Source organism: Pseudomonas sp. BGA-UO-ETr-WB11 (assembly GCF_059567785.1).
This window is the reverse complement of sequence record NZ_JCAQOS010000005.1, coordinates 145,694-162,496: the sequence shown is the minus strand read 5'-3', so window position 1 is coordinate 162,496 and position 16,803 is coordinate 145,694. Positions and strand designations below refer to the sequence as shown.

Sequence of the window (16,803 nt, the reverse complement as noted above, 5' to 3'; positions counted from 1 at the left end):
GCGGCACAACCTGGCGTAGCCCGTATGCAATCCGGGGAGCACTCACCCTGCGGACAGTCCCGGATGTTATCCGGGCTACGCCGCGGGGCTAGCGGTACAGCAGCGGATAAAGCAGCCGCCCCAGCGCCTCGTTAAGCAGCAAGCCGCTCTGCCACATCGCTTTGCTTTCCGGCAGCCAACCGCCGAAAGGCCGTGCATTAGGCACGCCGAGAAAGCCCACCGGCGCCATCACCACACTAAAACCCGCCCGTTCAAAGCACCAGCGCGCCCGCAGCATGTGGGATGCCTGGGTCACCAACACCACCCGTTTGATACCACTTGGGGCCAGCAGGCGAGCGCTCTCCTGAGCATTTTCCCAGGTGGTGCGACTGCTTTCTTCACGCCAGCGCGCGGCCAGACCGTGGTCGCGCTGCAGGCTGTCCGCCATGATCACTGCCTCACTGGGCGGCAGGCCGTAATGCAGGCCGCCACTGGTCAATACGGGCAAACCGCTGACCCGCGCCAGGCGTGCGGCATAGCGCACCCGCTCACTGCCCAGCAGACTCGGTACGTCCTCACCCCAGGCCGGATCGCCACGCTCGCGACCTGCCCCCAGCACCACAATCACCTCGGCGCGCTGCGCCAGCTGCGACCACTCGGCGGCAGGCAGCGCACTTGCCGGTTCCAGCGCCCGCGCCGCCTGCTCCACCACCCATGGCAGGCTCATCAGCCACAGGCCGCCAAAACCCAAGCAAAAGCACAATAAGGCCAAACGCGGAGCACGACGGCGCAACCACCAGGCGGCCAGCAATAAGAGCAGCAGACCGCCTGGCGGCAAGAACAGTTGTTTGAACAGATAACGTATTGGCATAGGCACGCTCCACAGTGCGCGCAGCCTAACCTGCTCGCACCGGCACACCCAAGCACCTCGTTAGCGCACCGGCGGTTCGGCGCGAAACAGCTGGGAGCCGCAGGCACTGCAGGCTTGCGCACCCAACCCCGGCAACCACACCACCGGGGCCGCACACAGAGCACAGCGCAGGGATGACAGTGGTGTGGACGAGGTTTGGCCCGAACGTGCAACCGGCTCGGTGCGACTGCCCATCCGCGCCGACTTGGCCACCTGGGGCGCCTGCTGCTGCAGCAAAGCCAGCTCTTGGGCGGCCGCATGCCAGCCCTGCAGCCAGTTGAGATCACGGTCCAGATAGGCATGAATCAGCTGCAGTTCAGCGGCACTCAGGCCACTCAACTCCAGCTCATGGGGCACGGCCTGCCCCAGACGACTGGCGCTGTCAGCCTCCTCCAACGCCAGGGCCAGGCGCTGCAGCAGCCGGCCGTAAAGCCCGCTGTCTACTGCTGCCCGCCGCCTGTGCGCCATGCCGCCACCTCTGTCCCGGCAGTAAACGCCGGCCCTACAGCAAGCTTAGCGGCAAGGCTTGGGCAGACCGCGTGCCGCGACCAACGGCGAGCGGGCGCAGCCGCCGTGCAATCAGGGTTTCCCTCACCTTGGGGGGGTCATGTATGCTACCGCGTTCTTTGTAAGCCCCCTCTTTCAAGCCAAAGCAGCCAGCGCCAGTAGCCATGCACGAACTCTATCAGCCCCGCGAAATCGAAGCCGCCGCCCAGTCCCTCTGGGACGCGCAGAAATCCTTTGTAGTGAGTGAAGACGCCGGCAAGGAGACCTTCTATTGCCTGTCGATGTTCCCCTACCCCAGCGGCAAGCTGCACATGGGCCATGTGCGCAACTACACCATTGGTGACGTGATCGCGCGCTACCAGCGCATGCAGGGCAAGAACGTGCTGCAGCCGATGGGCTGGGACGCTTTCGGCATGCCGGCGGAAAACGCCGCGATGAAAAACAACGTCGCGCCGGCCAAGTGGACCTACGAAAACATCGCCTACATGAAGACCCAGCTGCAAAGCCTGGGCCTGGCCGTGGACTGGACGCGCGAAGTCACCACCTGCAAACCCGATTACTACCGCTGGGAACAATGGCTGTTCACTCGCCTGTTCGAAAAAGGCGTGATCTACCGCAAGAACGGCAGCGTCAACTGGGACCCGGTGGACCAGACCGTACTGGCCAACGAACAGGTGATCGACGGTCGCGGCTGGCGCTCTGGCGCGCTGGTCGAGAAGCGCGAAATCCCGATGTACTACTTCAAGATCACCGCTTACGCGGAAGAGCTGCTGAGTGGCCTGGATGAACTGGATGGCTGGCCGGAACAGGTCAAGACCATGCAGCGCAACTGGATCGGCAAGTCGCGCGGCATGGAGATCAAGTTTCCGTATTACAGTAAAACAAAAGAAACACCATACAGCGTCCCTTCGGACGACGGCTCTACTTCTGCTGCACTAAGTGTTTACACCACCCGGCCTGACACACTTATGGGGGTAACTTATGTTGCGATAGCCGCAGAGCATCCTGCCGCCAAATTCGCAGCAAACCTCCCCCACAACAACGAGCTTAGAGAGTTCATTGAAGAGTGCCGTAAAGGCGGAGTGTCTGAAGAAGACCTAGCGAAGCAAGAAAAGAAAGGCGTCGCTACATCTCTTAGCGTACAACACCCGCTCACCGGAGAGCTGCTGCCGGTATGGGTCGCTAACTACGTACTAATAAATTACGGCGATGGTGCCGTCATGGCCGTACCGGCACATGATGAGCGCGACTTCGAATTCGCCAACAAGTACGGCCTGCCGATCAAGCAAGTTATCGAAAGCCCTCGCTTGTCCGGATTACGGCAACTCGCAGAGTCAACAGACATCCCCGGAACTACCCAAGGTATACAAATCAGACCGGGCGTTAGCGGGACAGTCCCGGGTACGGCAACCGAAGCTCGCAATGAAAGCCAGAGAATACTTGCCGAATACGAATTCAATAATGCCGAATGGGAAATGGAGTACGCCGAACACGGCATCCTGATCAACTCCGGTGCCTTCGATGGCCTCGACTTCGCTGGCGCATTCGACGCCATCGAAGTGGCACTGCAGGAAAAATCCCTCGGCCAGGCTCGCACCCAGTTCCGCCTGCGCGACTGGGGCATCAGCCGCCAGCGTTACTGGGGCTGCCCGATTCCGATCATCCACTGCGACGCCTGTGGCGACGTGCCGGTGCCGGAAGACCAGTTGCCCGTCGTGCTGCCCGAAGATGTGGTGCCGGACGGCGCAGGAAGCCCGCTGGCGCGCATGCCTGAGTTCTACCAGTGCAAGTGCCCCAAGTGCGGTGCCGACGCCAAGCGCGAAACAGACACCATGGACACCTTCGTCGAGTCGTCCTGGTACTACGCACGCTACGCCTCGCCGCACTACACCGAAGGCCTGGTCGACCCAGCCGCTGCCAACCACTGGCTGCCGGTGGATCAGTACATCGGCGGTATCGAACACGCGATCCTGCACCTGCTGTATGCGCGTTTCTTCCACAAGCTGATGCGCGACGAAGGCCTGGTGGCGTCCAACGAACCGTTCAAGAACCTGCTGACTCAAGGCATGGTGATTGCCGACACCTACTACCGCACTCTGGATAACGGCGGCAAAGACTGGTTCAACCCAGCCGACGTAGAAGTCGAGCTGGACGCCAAGGCTAAGGTGATTGGCGCCAAGTTGAAATCCGACGGCCTGCCAGTGGAAATCGGCGGCACCGAGAAGATGTCCAAGTCGAAGAACAACGGCGTCGACCCGCAAGCCATGATCGACGCCTACGGTGCCGACACCTGCCGCCTGTTCATGATGTTCGCTTCGCCGCCCGACATGAGCCTGGAATGGTCCGACTCCGGCGTCGAAGGCGCGAGCCGCTTCCTGCGCCGCGTCTGGCGCCTGGCCCACAGCCATGTCAGCGCCGGTCTGCCGAGCGCCCTGGGCAAGCATGAGCTGAACGACGGCCAGAAAGCGGTGCGTCGCGCCATCCACCTGGCCATCAAACAAGCCAGCCAGGATATTGGCCTGCACCACAAGTTCAACACCGCCATCGCCCAAGTGATGACCCTGATGAACGTGCTGGAAAAAGCCGCCACCGACACTGCCCTAGACCGCAGTCTGATGCAGGAAGGCCTGCAAGCCGTGGTTCTGCTGTTGGCACCGATCACCCCGCACATCAGCCACGAAATCTGGCAGCGCCTGGGCCACAACGACGCCATCATCGACGCCCAATGGCCACAGGTGGACGAGTCCGCCCTGGTGCAAGACAGCCTGGTGCTGGTGATTCAGGTCAACGGCAAGCTGCGCGGGCAAATCGAAATGCCAGCCAGCGCCAGCCGCGAAGAGATCGAAGCGGCCGCGCGCTGCAACGAGAACGTACTGCGCTTCACCGACGGCCTGACCATTCGCAAGGTCATCGTGGTGCCGGGCAAACTGGTTAATATTGTCGCAAGCTGATCATCTACGGCGCCGCTGCAAACCGCGGCGCCGCACGCATTCAAGGGGATAGCACAATGATGAAACGGAATCTGATGGTCATGGGCCTGGCCACGCTGTTGAGCGCCTGCGGCTTCCAGCTGCGCGGCACCAGCGACACCCACTTTGCCCTCACCGAGCTGGATGTCAGCGCGCGCAATGTCTATGGCGAAACCGTCAAGGAAGTGCGCAGCCAACTGGAAAACAGCCGGGTAAAAGTCTCGTCCGGCGCGCCTTACCACCTGATCCTGACCCGCGAAGACAGCCAGCGCCGCAGCGCCAGCTACACCGGTGCGGGCCGCAGCGCGGAAATCGAGCTGACCAACACCCTCGACTACGAAATTCGCGGTGCCAATAACCTCCTGCTGCTGCAAAATCAACAGGAAGTACAAAGCGTCTTCGCCCAGGACCAGAGCAACCTCGGCGGCTCCGAGCAGGAAGCCGCGCAGCAGACCGTTGAGTTGCGTCAGCGCCTGGTACGCAACCTGCTGCAGCACCTGCAGATGATTACGCCGCAGCAACTGGAGCAACTGCAGCAAACCGCCCAGGCCAAGGCTGATGCCGAAGCCAAAGCCGCCGCCGAAGCCGCCTCTGCGGCCCGCGCGGCCGAGCAGGCACAGCCGCAACAGTCGCCCCTGCAACTGCTGCCACGCGAGTAAGCTGGGTGGGCGGCCCTCGGCCGCCCACCGGCGTTCTGCCCGATGAAACTCAACCACGCTCAACTCGGCAAGCACCTGCAAGGCGCTCTGGCGCCCGTGTATGTGCTCAGCGGTGACGAACACCTGCTGTGCCAGGAAGCCGCCGACAGCATTCGGGCCAGCGCCCGCGCGCAAGGCTTCAGCGAGCGCGAAGTGTTCGACGTGGACAAGAGCTTCGACTGGGGCCTGCTTTACCAGGCCGGTGCCAGCCTGTCGCTGTTTGCCGAAAAGCGCGTGATCGAACTGCGCATCAACAGTGGCAAACCCGGCGACCAGGGCGCCAGCGCCCTGCTGGAATACCTCAGCCGCCCGCCGGAAGACACCCTGCTGCTGATCAGCCTGCCCAAACTCGATGGCAGCACGCAAAAGACCAAGTGGGCCAAGGCCCTGATCGACAATCCCGCCAGCCAGTTCGTGCAGATCTGGCCGGTGGAGGCCGGGCAATTGCCGCAATGGATTCGCCAGCGCCTGGCCCAGGCAGGCTTAAGCGCCAGCCAGGAAGCCGTGGAGCTGATCGCCGCCCGCGTCGAAGGTAACTTGCTGGCCGCCGCCCAGGAGATCGAGAAACTCAAGCTGTTGGCTGTCGATGGCCAGGTGGATGCTGGCACCGTGCATGCCGCAGTGGCCGACAGTGCCCGCTACGACGTGTTCGGCTTGATCGACGCCGCCCTCAACGGCCAGGCCGCCCACACCCAGCGCATGCTCGAAGGCCTGCGCGGCGAAGGGGTAGAAACCCCGGTGATTCTCTGGGCCCTGGCCCGCGAACTGCGCCTGCTGGCCACCATCGCCCAGCAGGTGAATCAGGGCATGCCCCTAGACAAAGCGTTTGGCAGCGCCCGCCCACCCGTCTGGGACAAGCGCCGCCCGCTGGTCAGCAAAGCCCTGCAACGTCATTCGGCCGCCGGCTGGAATCGCCTGCTGCAGGATGCCCAGCGCATCGACGCACAGATCAAAGGCCAAGCCGCCGGCGATGCCTGGAGCGCCCTTAGCCGCCTGGCCCTGCTGCTGGCTGGACAACGCCTGAGCCTGCCCAGCGAGTAGCCCCGCGCACTGCTCACTTGAACCCAGCAGTTTTTTGTAGCCCGGATTGCATCTGGCCCCACCTGCCGGGATTCGCGGCCAAGGCCGCTCCCACAGGGCCTGCGGCAGACGCAACTCGTGTGGGAGCGGTCTCGACCGCGAACGGTATCCCCCCAAAGACTGGCTATTTTTCGTACAGCCGCGCAGACTGGCGCCACTGCAAACCGCAGCCATCGCCATCTGGAGACTGCCATGGGCAAACCCCGCAACAAAAAGCCGAACCGAGCAAAATCCATCATCAGCCAACCGCTGTTCCGCTGCCGCCAGGAACAACCGGGCAAAGGCAAAGGCAGCTACCGCCGCGAAGCCTCCCACTGGGAGGCTTCTTCGTTTCTGCACCAACAGAAAGCCGCCGAGGGTCTGTTACCGTTTCATTCGTGGCCGCGCCGGAGCCTGTTTTTGCGCGAGGCAAGGCGCGAGGAGCGTGATTTGGTTGTTCCAAATAAGCGACGAGTAACGCCGCCTCGCACAAAAACAGGCCCGGCCCTTCGGGTTGCGCGAGAAATGGCCCCCGCTGTTATTGCACGACTTGGCAAGGGAATAAGCATTACCTGCGTCCTGCGCCTAACCGGGGACCATTTCGCGCGGCAACGCGGCTCACGATGAAACGGCAACAGACCCTACGACCTTCGTCGACCGCCAAACCGCCCCCCCGACATGTTAAGGTCAGCGCTCTAACGCAAGCCTTTGAGACATGCACATGCTTTACCCATCCCTGCTGCGCTGCACCCTTCTCGGCACAAGCCTGAGCCTGCTGACCGCCTGTGCCGACAACCATGCCGCGAGCCAGGTTGAAACCCCGACACCCGTCGTACACAACGCTCCCGTCAGCTTGCCCACGGTAACCCTCAGCCCTGCAAAAGCGGCCACCTTCGAGCAGCCGACCCAGAGCTTTGCCAGTTGGCAAGCCACCTTTCGCCAAGAAGCCCTGAGCGCCGGTATCCAGGCTGCCGTTTTCGATGCGGCCTTTGCAGGCGTCAGCCCGGACATGGCCGTCATTCGGGCCGACCGCAGCCAACCGGAATTCAGCCGGCCGGTGTGGGAATACCTCGACAGCGCCATTTCGACTGTCCGCGTACGTCGCGGCCAGGCATTGCTGGCCGAACACGCCAGCACTCTGCAGGCCATCGAGCAGCGCTACGGCGTTGACCGCCGCGCACTGGTGGCGATCTGGGGCATGGAAAGCAACTTCGGTCAGTACATGGGTGATAAGTCGGTAATCGCCGCCCTCGCCACCCTGGCCTATGAAGGCCGCCGCCCAGCCTTTGCCCACGAACAACTGCTGGCGGCGCTGCGTATTCTCCAGCATGGCGACGTGCAACCCAGCCGAATGCGTGGCTCCTGGGCTGGCGCCATGGGCCAGACCCAGTTTATCCCCAGCACCTACAACCAGTTTGCCGTGGACTTCGACGGTGACGGTCGCCGCGATATCTGGGACAGCTCCGCCGACGCCCTGGCATCAGCGGCGCACTACTTGCAAAAATCCGGCTGGCAGAGCGGCCAACCCTGGGGCTTTGAAGTGACGCTGCCCAGCGGTTTCGATTACGCCCTGGCCGATGCCGACATCCGCAAACCCATCAGCGAATGGCGCCAACTGGGGGTGAACAACATCCCCGCCGCTGACGACCAGGCCCGCGCCGTTCTGCTCTTGCCTGCCGGCCACCGCGGCCCGGCCTTCTTGGTGCTGGACAACTTCCGCGCCATCCTCAAGTACAACAACTCCACCTCGTACGGCCTGGCCATCGGCCTGCTCAGCGGCGCCCTCGACAGTCAACCGGGCGTGCAGGCTGCCTGGCCGCGCAGCGACCGCCAGCTCGGCCGCAGTGAGCGCATCGAACTGCAGGAGCTGCTGACCAGCAAAGGTTATACGCCGGGCGCAGCGGACGGCATCATCGGCGCCAATACGCGCAAGGCCGTACGCGCCTTTCAGCAAACCCTTGGGCAACCCGCCGACGGCTACCCCAGCCATCAACTGCTGCTGCATCTGAGATAACGGCTCGAGCCCGCCTGGGCAGACCGCACAGCAACCGGCGGACTGACCAGTCAGACGCTGTGATAAACTGCGCGGCGGCCACAAGCCGCCTCGTCCACGGAGCCTCTAGCGGAGCCCAGATTGCCGATGTCCGATACTCCCCCGCCTAAAACCGTTACCAGCGGTGAAAAATTTCGTACCACTCAGGGCATCACCGCGATCAAGGACGGCCAAAAGCGCCGCGCCTCAAGCGAACCCCAGGTATTCGAACCCAAGCCGAAATGGCTGCGCGTCAAGGCGCCCAGCGGCAGCCGCTTCGAAGCGGTCAAACGCAATGTCGGTGAACACCGCCTAAGCACCGTCTGCCAGGAATCCCACTGCCCGAACATGGGCGAATGCTGGTCCAACGGCACCGCCACCATCATGTTGATGGGCTCGGTGTGCACCCGCGCTTGCCGCTTCTGCGCAGTGGACACCGGCAACCCGAACGGCTGGCTGGACCTGGAAGAACCTCAAAACACCGCCAAGTCAGTCGAACTGATGGCGCTGCGCTATATCGTGCTGACCTCGGTGGACCGCGATGACCTCGACGACGGCGGCGCCGCGCACTATGCCGCGTGCGTACGGGCGATCAAGGAACGCACCCCGCACGTGGTGGTGGAAGCCCTGACCCCGGACTTCGACGGCGACCTGCAGGCCATCGAACGCGTGGTGGATTCCGGCCTTGAGGTGTTTGCCCAGAACGTCGAAACGGTCAAGCGCCTGACCCATGATGTGCGCGACCCGCGCGCCGGCTACGAGAAGACGCTGCGCGCGCTGGAGCACGCCAAACGCCATCGCCCGGACATGCTGACCAAGACCAGCCTGATGTTGGGTCTCGGTGAAACCGACGAAGAAGTCATCGAAACCATGGATGACCTGCGCGCCATCGGCGTCGACATCCTCACCCTTGGTCAGTACCTGCAACCGACGCGCAATCACTTGCCCGTCAAGCGCTGGGTCAGCCCGGAAGCGTTCAATCGGTTCCGTGACATCGGCCTGGAAAAGGGCTTTATGGAGGTCGCCGCCGGCCCGCTGGTACGCTCCAGCTACCGCGCCGACAAGGTGTTCGAGAAGAACAACCTAGGCCTGGCTGCACCAGTGCCAGTGCCGGGCCAACAGGTCGATAACAACCTGATACCCACGCTCAATCTGAACTGATTGAACCGCACAACGCCCGCCCCTGGCTTTCGCCTGGGGGCGGGCGTTGCTTTATCTGCCGTCTAAACCGATTGCGCCCGTCAGATTCTGCTGTTGCACGTAGCCAAGGTGCTTGACCAGTTGCTCACGCAATTGCGCGCTGACCTCGTTCATATCCAACGGGCCGGCCACGTGGTCGGTCAGCTGAGTCATGGCCAGGCCGGCATAGCCGCATGGGTTGATGCGTTGGAATGGCTGCAGGTCCATATCCACATTCAGGGCCAAGCCATGGAAGGAGCGGCCATGGCGAATGCGCAGGCCCAGAGAAGCGATCTTCGCGCCATTTACATACACACCCGGCGCATCAGCGCGGGCCTCAGCGCTCACGCCATAACTGGCCAGCAGGTCGATCAGGCTCTGCTCGATACGACTGACCAGCTCGCGCACGCCTAGGCCCAGACGGCGCACATCCACCAGCGGGTAAGCCACCAGTTGACCAGGGCCGTGATAGGTCACCTGGCCGCCGCGATCCACCTGCACCACCGGAATATCGCCCGGCAGCAGCAAGTGCTCGGCCTTGCCGGCCTGCCCCTGGGTGAATACCGGCGGATGCTGCACCAGCCAGAGCTCGTCACCGGTGTCGGCCGTGCGCTGGCTGGTGAAGTCCTGCATGGCATGCCAGACCGGCTCATACGCTTGCAAGCCGAGCTCGCGCACGCCCAGGACAGCAGTCATCACAACACCATGTGTACGCGGCCCGTAGCGCGCAGGTCGCTGTTGATCGCTTCCAGCTGCAGCGGGCCGGTGGCAGTGATCAGCACCTGAAACGCATGGAAACGGCCGTTGCTGCTATCGCGGCGAGTCAGGGTCGAGGCATCGAAGTCCGCTACATGGCGCTGCATAACTTCAATCACCATCTCGGCAAAACCTTCGCCGGCATCGCCGATCACCTTGATCGGGTAGTTGGGGCAGGGGAATTCGATACGTGGCGGTGGCAGGTCATTCTTATTCATTGGCTACTGGCCTCCTGAGCCATGACCTGGGGCGCCGGGTAAGCACCCTCAGGCCTGTAGAGCAACGCGACGGGGCACGCCCGCCGCCGGGTTAGTTGAACAGACCGAAAAAGAACAGACGCACGCTGTCCCAGATACGGCGCAGCAAACCAGCCTCTTCGACCGCCTGCAACGCGACCAGGTTGGCGGTGTGCACCACCTTGCCTTCCAGCTTCACTTCGACCTTGCCGATCACCGCGCCTTGCTGGATCGGTGCCGTCAGTTGTGGCTCGAAGGTCATGGCCGCTTCCAGGCTCTTGGCCTGGCCCTTGGCCACGGTCATGGTCAGGTCTTCGGCCAGGCCGGCGCCGACTTCGCGCTCCAGGCCTTTCCACACCGGCGCCTTAGCCAGCTCTGCACCCTTCTGGTAGAAGGTCTTGGTTTCGAAGAAGCGGAAGCCGTAGGTCAACAGCTTCTGGGTTTCTGCCGCACGGGCCGACTCGCTGACGGTACCGAAGACCGCAGTGATCATCCGCGCGCCTTCGCGCACGGCCGAGGACACCAGGCAGTAGCCGGCCTCTTCGGTGTGCCCGGTTTTTAAGCCGTCGACGGTCTTGTCGCGGTACAACAGCAGGTTGCGATTGCCCTGCTTGATGTTGTTCCAGAAGAATTCCTTCTTCGAGTAGATGGCGTAGTGGGCCGGATCTTCGTTGATGATCGCGCGGGCCAGAATCGCCATGTCATGAGCGCTGGAGTAATGCTCCGGGTGCGGCAGACCGGTGGCGTTCATGAAGTGCGAGTTCTTCATGCCCAGGCGCTCAGCCGTCTCGTTCATCATGTCGGCAAAACCATCTTCGGTACCGGCGATGTATTCGGCCAAGGCAATGCTGGCGTCGTTACCGGACTGAATGATGATGCCGTGCAGCAGGTCATCGACCTTCACTTGGCTGTTCAGCGGCAGGAACATGGTCGAGCCACCGGAGGCGGCACCGCCGGTACGCCAGGCGTGCTCGCTAACAGGCACCAGGTCTTGCTCGCCGATCTTGCCCTTGCGGATTTCCAGGGTGGCGATGTAAGCGGTCATCAACTTGGTCAGGCTGGCCGGTGGCAGGCGCTGATCACTGTTGTTTTCCACCAGCACCTTGCCACTGGCGGCGTCCAGCAACACATAGGATTTGGCGGCCAGTTGCGGCGGTGCCGGTGTGGCTTGGGCAGCAAGCGCCGAAGACAACGGCGCTGCAACCAGCAGGACGAGCAATGACAAGCGTTGGGCAATGGTGGTGATGTTCATCCGACTCTCTGAAGTTTTTACTGAAGTTACGCAGCCTGCGCGTCCTGCGCCTTGCTGCACTGCCCACATCCCTGCGGGGTGAACGCTGAGGTGTGTGCAAGCGCCTTACGGCCACACGCCTCAGACAGATTCTTTACTCGCCTTTGACCAGGGTGGGTTGCCCCAGATTGGCTAGACGCACACTGTCCTGCAGCTGAGTGACTTCACCCGGCGTGCTTATCGGCCCCAGCCGCACGCGGTGCAGGATCTGCTGATTGAGCGCCACCGAGCTGATAAACACCGGCGCACTCACCGTCGCGCTCAGCTTGGCTTTGAGGAGTTCGGCAGCGTCCGGGTTGGCGAAGGCGCCCACCTGGAGATACAGCCCAGAGGCTGGGACAGAAGCGTTTTTTTTTACCGCTACCGGGGTCGGCAGCACGGCCGCCGCATGCTGCTCCGCTGGCGGCGTATAGATTTCGGTTGGTGCGGCCATGGCCTGCACCGCCGGCTGCGGCGCCTGGGCCACCTGCTGCGGCTGCGCCAGCACCAACGGCACCGGACGACCTTGCTGGGCCCACCATTCATGGGGGTCGATACCCTCGACGCGAACCCGCGCAGTGCCGCTTTCGGCATAGCCAAGCTTCTTCGCTGCGGCGAAGGACAGGTCGATGATGCGGTCGGAATAGAACGGCCCGCGGTCATTCACCCGCACAATCACGCTCTTGCCATTCTCGACGTTGGTCACCCGCACGTAGCTGGGCAGCGGCAGGGTCTTGTGCGCGGCCGTCATGCCATACAGGTCATAGGCCTCGCCGTTGGCGGTGGCCTGACCGTGGAACTTGGTGCCGTACCAGGACGCCACACCGGAGACCTGATAACGCCGAGCATCGTTCATCGGGTAATAGGTCTTGCCCATCACCGTGTAAGAGTTGGCCTTGACCCGCCCGTAGTGCGGCATCGGCACAGCATCAGGAATCCGCGACACGTCCACATCCCACCAGGGCGCGCCATCACGATGCGGGCGCGAATAGTCGATCGGCCCGGTAATCGGCCCACCCGGCGCCACCGGTTTGGGCGCCCGACTGCCGGTGCAACTGGCAATCAGCACCGCCAAGAGCCCGCAGACGGCAACTTTCCCGGACTGTGCGAGGGTCAATTTCATTCGGCGCCCCGTGCCTGCAGCAGCAATTCAGACAATTGGTGCACGGCCATGGCATACATGGCACTGCGGTTGTAGCGGGTAATGGCGTAGAAGTTAGACAAGCCCATCCAGTACTCCGGGCCGTCGGCGCCGTCGAAACGGAACGCCGTCACCGGCATGTCGGCGCGCAGGGCGTCATGACTGGACCAGCCCAACGCACGCAACTCACCCACGGTCTTGACCGGTTCAATACCCACGGTCAGGCCCTGATCGACCTGATCACCGCGTACCTGGGCGCGGCTAACCACCTGGCCACCCGCCGTCCAGCCGTGCTGTTTGAAGTAGCTGGCCACGCTGCCGATGGCATCGGTGGGATTGCTCCAGATATTGATCCGGCCATCACCATCGAAGTCCACGGCATAGGCGCGAAAACTGCTCGGCATAAACTGCGGCAGGCCCATGGCCCCGGCGTAGGAACCTTTGAGGGTCAAGGGATCGGCCTGCTGCTCACGGGCCAACAGGAGAAATTCCTTGAGCTGCTGACGGAAGAACGGCGCCCGCGGCGGATAATCAAAACCCAGGGTCGACAGAGCATCGATCACCCGGTAATTGCCAGTATTGCCGCCGTAGAAGGTTTCCACGCCGATGATCGCCACGATCACCTGAGCGGCCACGCCATATTCCTTCTCGGCGCGCGCCAGTGCCTCGGCGTTTTGCTGCCAAAACACCACGCCGCGGGCAATCCGCGCGTCAGTGATAAAAATCGGCCGGTAGTCTTTCCACGGTTTTACTTTTTCTGCCGGCCGCGAAATGGCATCCAGGATCGCCTGCTTACGCTCCACTTGAGCAAACAAGCCGCTCAACTGCTCGCTGGCAAAACCGTAACCGTTGGTCATTTCGCTGATAAAGGCCGCCACGTCCGGCGAGTTCTCATAATCGCCGGCCACCGCGACCGGCGCGCCGGCCAACAAGCCAAGCGCTGCCAACCAGCCGGCGTGGCGCGCGGTCCAGCGGCGCAATACGTGCATCGAGTTGTGCATCACATCATTCACTCTGATCAAACCTGTGCGATCCATTTGCGATGGGTGTGGATCGACATCAAGATGCCAAACCCGGTCATCAGCGTCACCATCGAGGTGCCGCCGTAGCTAATAAAGGGTAACGGCACGCCGACCACCGGCAACAAGCCACTGACCATGCCGATATTGATGAAGACATAGATGAAGAAGGTCATCGTCAGACTACCGGCCAACAGCTTACCGAAGAGTGTCTGCGCCTGGGCGGTAATCACCAGGCCACGCGCAACCAGTAACAAATAAACCAGCAGCAACAGACAGATGCCGACCAAGCCGAACTCTTCGCCGAGCACGGCAATAATAAAGTCCGTATGGCTTTCCGGCAAAAAATCCAGGTGCGACTGAGTACCCAGCAACCAACCTTTACCGAAGACACCACCGGAGCCGATGGCCGCCTTGGACTGAATGATGTTCCAGCCGGTGCCCAGCGGATCACTTTCCGGGTCGAGAAAGGTCAGCACCCGCTGCTTTTGGTAGTTATGCATGACAAAGGTCCACATGCCCACCGCCACCGGCACGATGGCCAGCACCGCACCGAGAATCCAGCGCCAGCGCAGGCCGGCCATAAAGGTCACAAAGGCACCTGAGGTCAGCACCAGCAACGCCGTGCCGAGGTCCGGCTGGCGCACGATCAGCGCAAACGGAATGCCGATCAGCAACAGGCTGATGGCCAAGTGCTGCAGACGCGGCGGCAGGCTGCGCTTGGACAAGTACCAGGCAATGGTGGCCGGCATGATGATTTTCATCAGCTCCGAGGGCTGGAAACGGATCACCCCAGGGATGTTGATCCAGCGCGTGGCGCCCATGGCGTTGTGGCCCATCACATCCACCGCCACCAGCAGCAATACCCCCAGCACGTAGCCGACTGGCACCCAGCGCGCCATAAAGCGCGGCTCGAACTGGGCAACAATAAACATGGCCACCAGACCGATGCCGAACGAGGCGGCCTGCTTGAACAGCAAGTCCCAGCTCTTGCCGCTGGCCGAATACAACACGAACAGGCCACCGGAAATCAGGATCACCAGCAACAGCAGCAACTGGCCGTCGATATGCAGGCGCTGCAGCAGACTGGCGCGCCGACGCATGACGTCCTCGCGGGACAGGCTGCGGTCAAAATTGCTGTTCATGGCTGGTTACTCACGTCGCTCACGGGCACACGATACTCCGGTTTGAGCTGCCCATCGGGGCCCAGCAACCAGGCATCCAGCACCTGCTTGACCACCGGGGCGGCGACGCCGGAGCCGGACTCGCCGTTCTCGACCATCACCGCCACCGCGATCTGCGGCTTGTCGGCCGGGGCAAAGCCGATAAACAGAGCGTGGTCGCGATGGCGCTCCTGCACCTTGGAGCGGTCGTACTTCTCGCCCTGCTTGATCGCCACCACCTGGGCCGTGCCGCTCTTGCCGGCAATCCGGTAAACCGCACTGTCGCCGACCTTACGTGCTGTACCGCGGGCACCGTGCATCACCTGCTGCATGCCGTTGCTGGCCTGCTGCCAACTGCGTGGATCATGCAAGCGGATATCCGGCAACGGACTGGGATCGACGGGTGCCACACCCCCAACATCCTTGGCCAGGTGCGGGCGATACCATTTGCCCTGGTTGGCCAGCAAGGCGGTCACCTGGGCCAGCTGCAAGGGCGTGGTCTGCATATAGCCCTGACCGATGCCGAGAATTAGGGTTTCACCCGGATACCAGGCCTGACGATAGCGTGCGCGCTTCCACTCGCGGGACGGCATCAAGCCCGCCGACTCCTCGAACATGTCCAGCGAGACCTTTTGACCGATGCCGAACTGGCCCAGGTACTTGCCCAGGCGATCGACCCCAAGCTTGTGGGCAAGGTCGTAAAAATAGGTGTCGTTGGAGCGCATGATGGCCATTTCCAGGTTCACCCAGCCATCGCCCGTGCGGTTCCAGTTGCGGTATTTGTGCTCGTAATTGGGTAACTGATAGAAGCCTGGGTCGAATACGCGGGTGGCGCCGGTCACCACACCACTGTCGAGCCCCGCCACCGCCACCGCCGGTTTGATCGTCGAGCCGGGCGGATACAGGCCGCGCAGCACGCGGTTGAACAGCGGCCGATCGATCGAGTCCCGCAACTCGGCATAGGCCTTGAAGCCGATGCCGGTAACAAACAGATTGGGGTTGAAACTCGGCTGGCTGACCATCGCCAGCACATCGCCATTGTTCGGATCGAGGGCCACCACCGCGCCGCGCCGCCCAGCCAGAGCCGCTTCCGCAGCCTTCTGCAGCTGCACATCGAGGGTCAGGCGGATGTCCTTGCCCGGCAGCGGATCGGTGCGTTTGAGCACCCGTGACACACGCCCGCGGGCATTGGTCTCGACCTCCTCATAACCGACCTGACCATGCAGCTCGGCCTCATAGAAGCGCTCGATGCCGGTCTTGCCGATGTGGTGAGTGCCGCTGTAGTTGATCGGATCGAGAACCTTCAGCTCGGCCTCGTTGATCCGCCCGACATAGCCCACCGAATGGGCAAAATGCTCACCCAGCGGATAATGCCGCACCAACTGCGCCACCACCTCCACACCGGGCAAGCGGAACTGATTAACCGCGATGCGGGCGATCTGCTCCTCGCTCAGTTCGAACAGGATCGGCACGGGTTCAAACGGTCGGCGACCCTGGCGCATGCGCTTTTCGAAGAGCTTGCGGTCGTCCGGACTCAGCTCCAGCACCTCAACGATCACATCCAGCAGCCCGCGCCACTCGGCACCGGCACGCTCGCGGGTCATGGTCAGACTGAAGCTCGGCCGGTTGTCGGCGATGATCACCCCGTTGCGGTCAAAGATCAGTCCGCGGGTCGGTGGGATCGGCTGCACGTGCACCCGATTGTTCTCCGACAGCGTCGAGTGATACTCGTACTGAATGACCTGGAGGAAATACAGGCGCGCGATCAGCACGCAGACCAGCAATACAATCGCCACGGCGCCGACCACTACGCGTTTGCGTACCAGGCGGGCGTCTCTTTCGTGGTCCTTGATGCGGATCGGCTGCGGCATTCAGGGGGTCGCAA

14 protein-coding genes and 1 pseudogene are annotated in these 16,803 nt (G+C 62.6%); 6 read left to right on the top strand and 9 right to left on the bottom strand.

The features are described 5' to 3' along the window. Positions 1 to 88 precede the first annotated feature (88 nt). The gene (locus AC56DI_RS06155) at positions 89 to 850 is read right to left on the bottom strand and encodes a YdcF family protein (protein WP_496345364.1); all 762 of its coding nucleotides are present in this window, start codon (positions 848 to 850) and stop codon (positions 89 to 91) included. A gap of 60 nt (positions 851 to 910) precedes the next feature. Then, positions 911 to 1,357, bottom strand: a complete 447-nt coding sequence (locus AC56DI_RS06150) for a hypothetical protein (RefSeq protein WP_496345363.1) — start codon at positions 1,355 to 1,357, stop codon at positions 911 to 913. Between the two features lie 203 nt (positions 1,358 to 1,560). On the opposite strand from AC56DI_RS06150, the gene leuS reads away from it, so the two are divergent. From leuS to lipA, 6 genes and pseudogenes are all read left to right on the top strand, one after another. Further along, positions 1,561 to 4,347, top strand: a complete 2,787-nt coding sequence (gene leuS / locus AC56DI_RS06145) for a leucine--tRNA ligase (RefSeq protein WP_496345362.1) — start codon at positions 1,561 to 1,563, stop codon at positions 4,345 to 4,347. Between the two features lie 56 nt (positions 4,348 to 4,403). Then, complete coding sequence (locus AC56DI_RS06140; RefSeq protein ID WP_496345361.1) at positions 4,404 to 5,024, top strand: LPS-assembly lipoprotein LptE; 621 nt, start codon at positions 4,404 to 4,406, stop codon at positions 5,022 to 5,024. Positions 5,025 to 5,066: 42 nt separating this feature from the next. After that, entirely contained in the window at positions 5,067 to 6,104 is a 1,038-nt protein-coding gene (holA, locus tag AC56DI_RS06135) for a DNA polymerase III subunit delta (protein ID WP_496345360.1), read from the top strand. Positions 6,105 to 6,335: 231 nt separating this feature from the next. After that, positions 6,336 to 6,479, top strand: a pseudogene (arfA, locus tag AC56DI_RS06130) (alternative ribosome rescue factor ArfA); the annotation flags it as partial. A 364-nt stretch (positions 6,480 to 6,843) separates the two neighbouring features. Further along, positions 6,844 to 8,136 (top strand): lytic murein transglycosylase, encoded by a 1,293-nt coding sequence (locus tag AC56DI_RS06125; RefSeq protein WP_496345359.1) that lies wholly within the window; start codon positions 6,844 to 6,846, stop codon positions 8,134 to 8,136. Between the two features lie 126 nt (positions 8,137 to 8,262). Continuing rightward, entirely contained in the window at positions 8,263 to 9,315 is a 1,053-nt protein-coding gene (lipA, locus tag AC56DI_RS06120) for a lipoyl synthase (protein ID WP_496345358.1), read from the top strand. 51 nt (positions 9,316 to 9,366) lie between these two features. On the opposite strand, the gene lipB is transcribed toward lipA, so the two are convergent. From lipB to mrdA, 7 genes are all read right to left on the bottom strand, one after another. Next, complete coding sequence (lipB, locus tag AC56DI_RS06115) at positions 9,367 to 10,029, bottom strand: lipoyl(octanoyl) transferase LipB (protein WP_496345357.1); 663 nt, start codon at positions 10,027 to 10,029, stop codon at positions 9,367 to 9,369. After that, positions 10,029 to 10,307, bottom strand: a complete 279-nt coding sequence (locus tag AC56DI_RS06110; RefSeq protein WP_496345356.1) for a DUF493 domain-containing protein — start codon at positions 10,305 to 10,307, stop codon at positions 10,029 to 10,031. The genes lipB and AC56DI_RS06110 overlap by 1 nt, the downstream gene beginning before the upstream one ends. A 91-nt stretch (positions 10,308 to 10,398) precedes the next feature. Continuing rightward, positions 10,399 to 11,577, bottom strand: coding sequence for a D-alanyl-D-alanine carboxypeptidase family protein (locus tag AC56DI_RS06105; RefSeq protein WP_496345355.1), 1,179 nt, complete (start codon positions 11,575 to 11,577; stop codon positions 10,399 to 10,401). A gap of 133 nt (positions 11,578 to 11,710) precedes the next feature. Next, positions 11,711 to 12,718 carry a septal ring lytic transglycosylase RlpA family protein gene (locus AC56DI_RS06100; RefSeq protein ID WP_496345354.1) on the bottom strand — a complete coding sequence of 336 codons (1,008 nt, stop codon included), beginning with the start codon at positions 12,716 to 12,718 and terminating at the stop codon, positions 11,711 to 11,713. Next, entirely contained in the window at positions 12,715 to 13,725 is a 1,011-nt protein-coding gene (gene mltB, locus AC56DI_RS06095; RefSeq protein ID WP_496345814.1) for a lytic murein transglycosylase B, read from the bottom strand. Before mltB ends, AC56DI_RS06100 begins: the two co-directional genes overlap by 4 nt. Positions 13,726 to 13,754: 29 nt before the next feature. Continuing rightward, entirely contained in the window at positions 13,755 to 14,858 is a 1,104-nt protein-coding gene (gene rodA, locus AC56DI_RS06090) for a rod shape-determining protein RodA (RefSeq protein ID WP_422586817.1), read from the bottom strand. A 38-nt stretch (positions 14,859 to 14,896) separates the two neighbouring features. After that, positions 14,897 to 16,789, bottom strand: coding sequence for a penicillin-binding protein 2 (gene mrdA, locus AC56DI_RS06085; RefSeq protein ID WP_496345353.1), 1,893 nt, complete (start codon positions 16,787 to 16,789; stop codon positions 14,897 to 14,899). Positions 16,790 to 16,803: the final 14 nt, after the last annotated feature.

What these genes read in the sequence shown, in the direction of transcription:
- AC56DI_RS06155 (WP_496345364.1), bottom strand. Translation starts at nt 850, where the DNA reads ATGCCAATACGTTATCTGTTCAAACAACTGTTCTTGCCGCCAGGCGGT.
- AC56DI_RS06150 (WP_496345363.1), bottom strand. Translation starts at nt 1,357, where the DNA reads ATGGCGCACAGGCGGCGGGCAGCAGTAGACAGCGGGCTTTACGGCCGG.
- leuS (WP_496345362.1), top strand. Translation starts at nt 1,561, where the DNA reads ATGCACGAACTCTATCAGCCCCGCGAAATCGAAGCCGCCGCCCAGTCC.
- AC56DI_RS06140 (WP_496345361.1), top strand. Translation starts at nt 4,404, where the DNA reads ATGATGAAACGGAATCTGATGGTCATGGGCCTGGCCACGCTGTTGAGC.
- holA (WP_496345360.1), top strand. Translation starts at nt 5,067, where the DNA reads ATGAAACTCAACCACGCTCAACTCGGCAAGCACCTGCAAGGCGCTCTG.
- AC56DI_RS06125 (WP_496345359.1), top strand. Translation starts at nt 6,844, where the DNA reads ATGCTTTACCCATCCCTGCTGCGCTGCACCCTTCTCGGCACAAGCCTG.
- lipA (WP_496345358.1), top strand. Translation starts at nt 8,263, where the DNA reads ATGTCCGATACTCCCCCGCCTAAAACCGTTACCAGCGGTGAAAAATTT.
- lipB (WP_496345357.1), bottom strand. Translation starts at nt 10,029, where the DNA reads ATGACTGCTGTCCTGGGCGTGCGCGAGCTCGGCTTGCAAGCGTATGAG.
- AC56DI_RS06110 (WP_496345356.1), bottom strand. Translation starts at nt 10,307, where the DNA reads ATGAATAAGAATGACCTGCCACCGCCACGTATCGAATTCCCCTGCCCC.
- AC56DI_RS06105 (WP_496345355.1), bottom strand. Translation starts at nt 11,577, where the DNA reads ATGAACATCACCACCATTGCCCAACGCTTGTCATTGCTCGTCCTGCTG.
- AC56DI_RS06100 (WP_496345354.1), bottom strand. Translation starts at nt 12,718, where the DNA reads ATGAAATTGACCCTCGCACAGTCCGGGAAAGTTGCCGTCTGCGGGCTC.
- mltB (WP_496345814.1), bottom strand. Translation starts at nt 13,725, where the DNA reads ATGCACGTATTGCGCCGCTGGACCGCGCGCCACGCCGGCTGGTTGGCA.
- rodA (WP_422586817.1), bottom strand. Translation starts at nt 14,858, where the DNA reads ATGCGTCGGCGCGCCAGTCTGCTGCAGCGCCTGCATATCGACGGCCAG.
- mrdA (WP_496345353.1), bottom strand. Translation starts at nt 16,789, where the DNA reads ATGCCGCAGCCGATCCGCATCAAGGACCACGAAAGAGACGCCCGCCTG.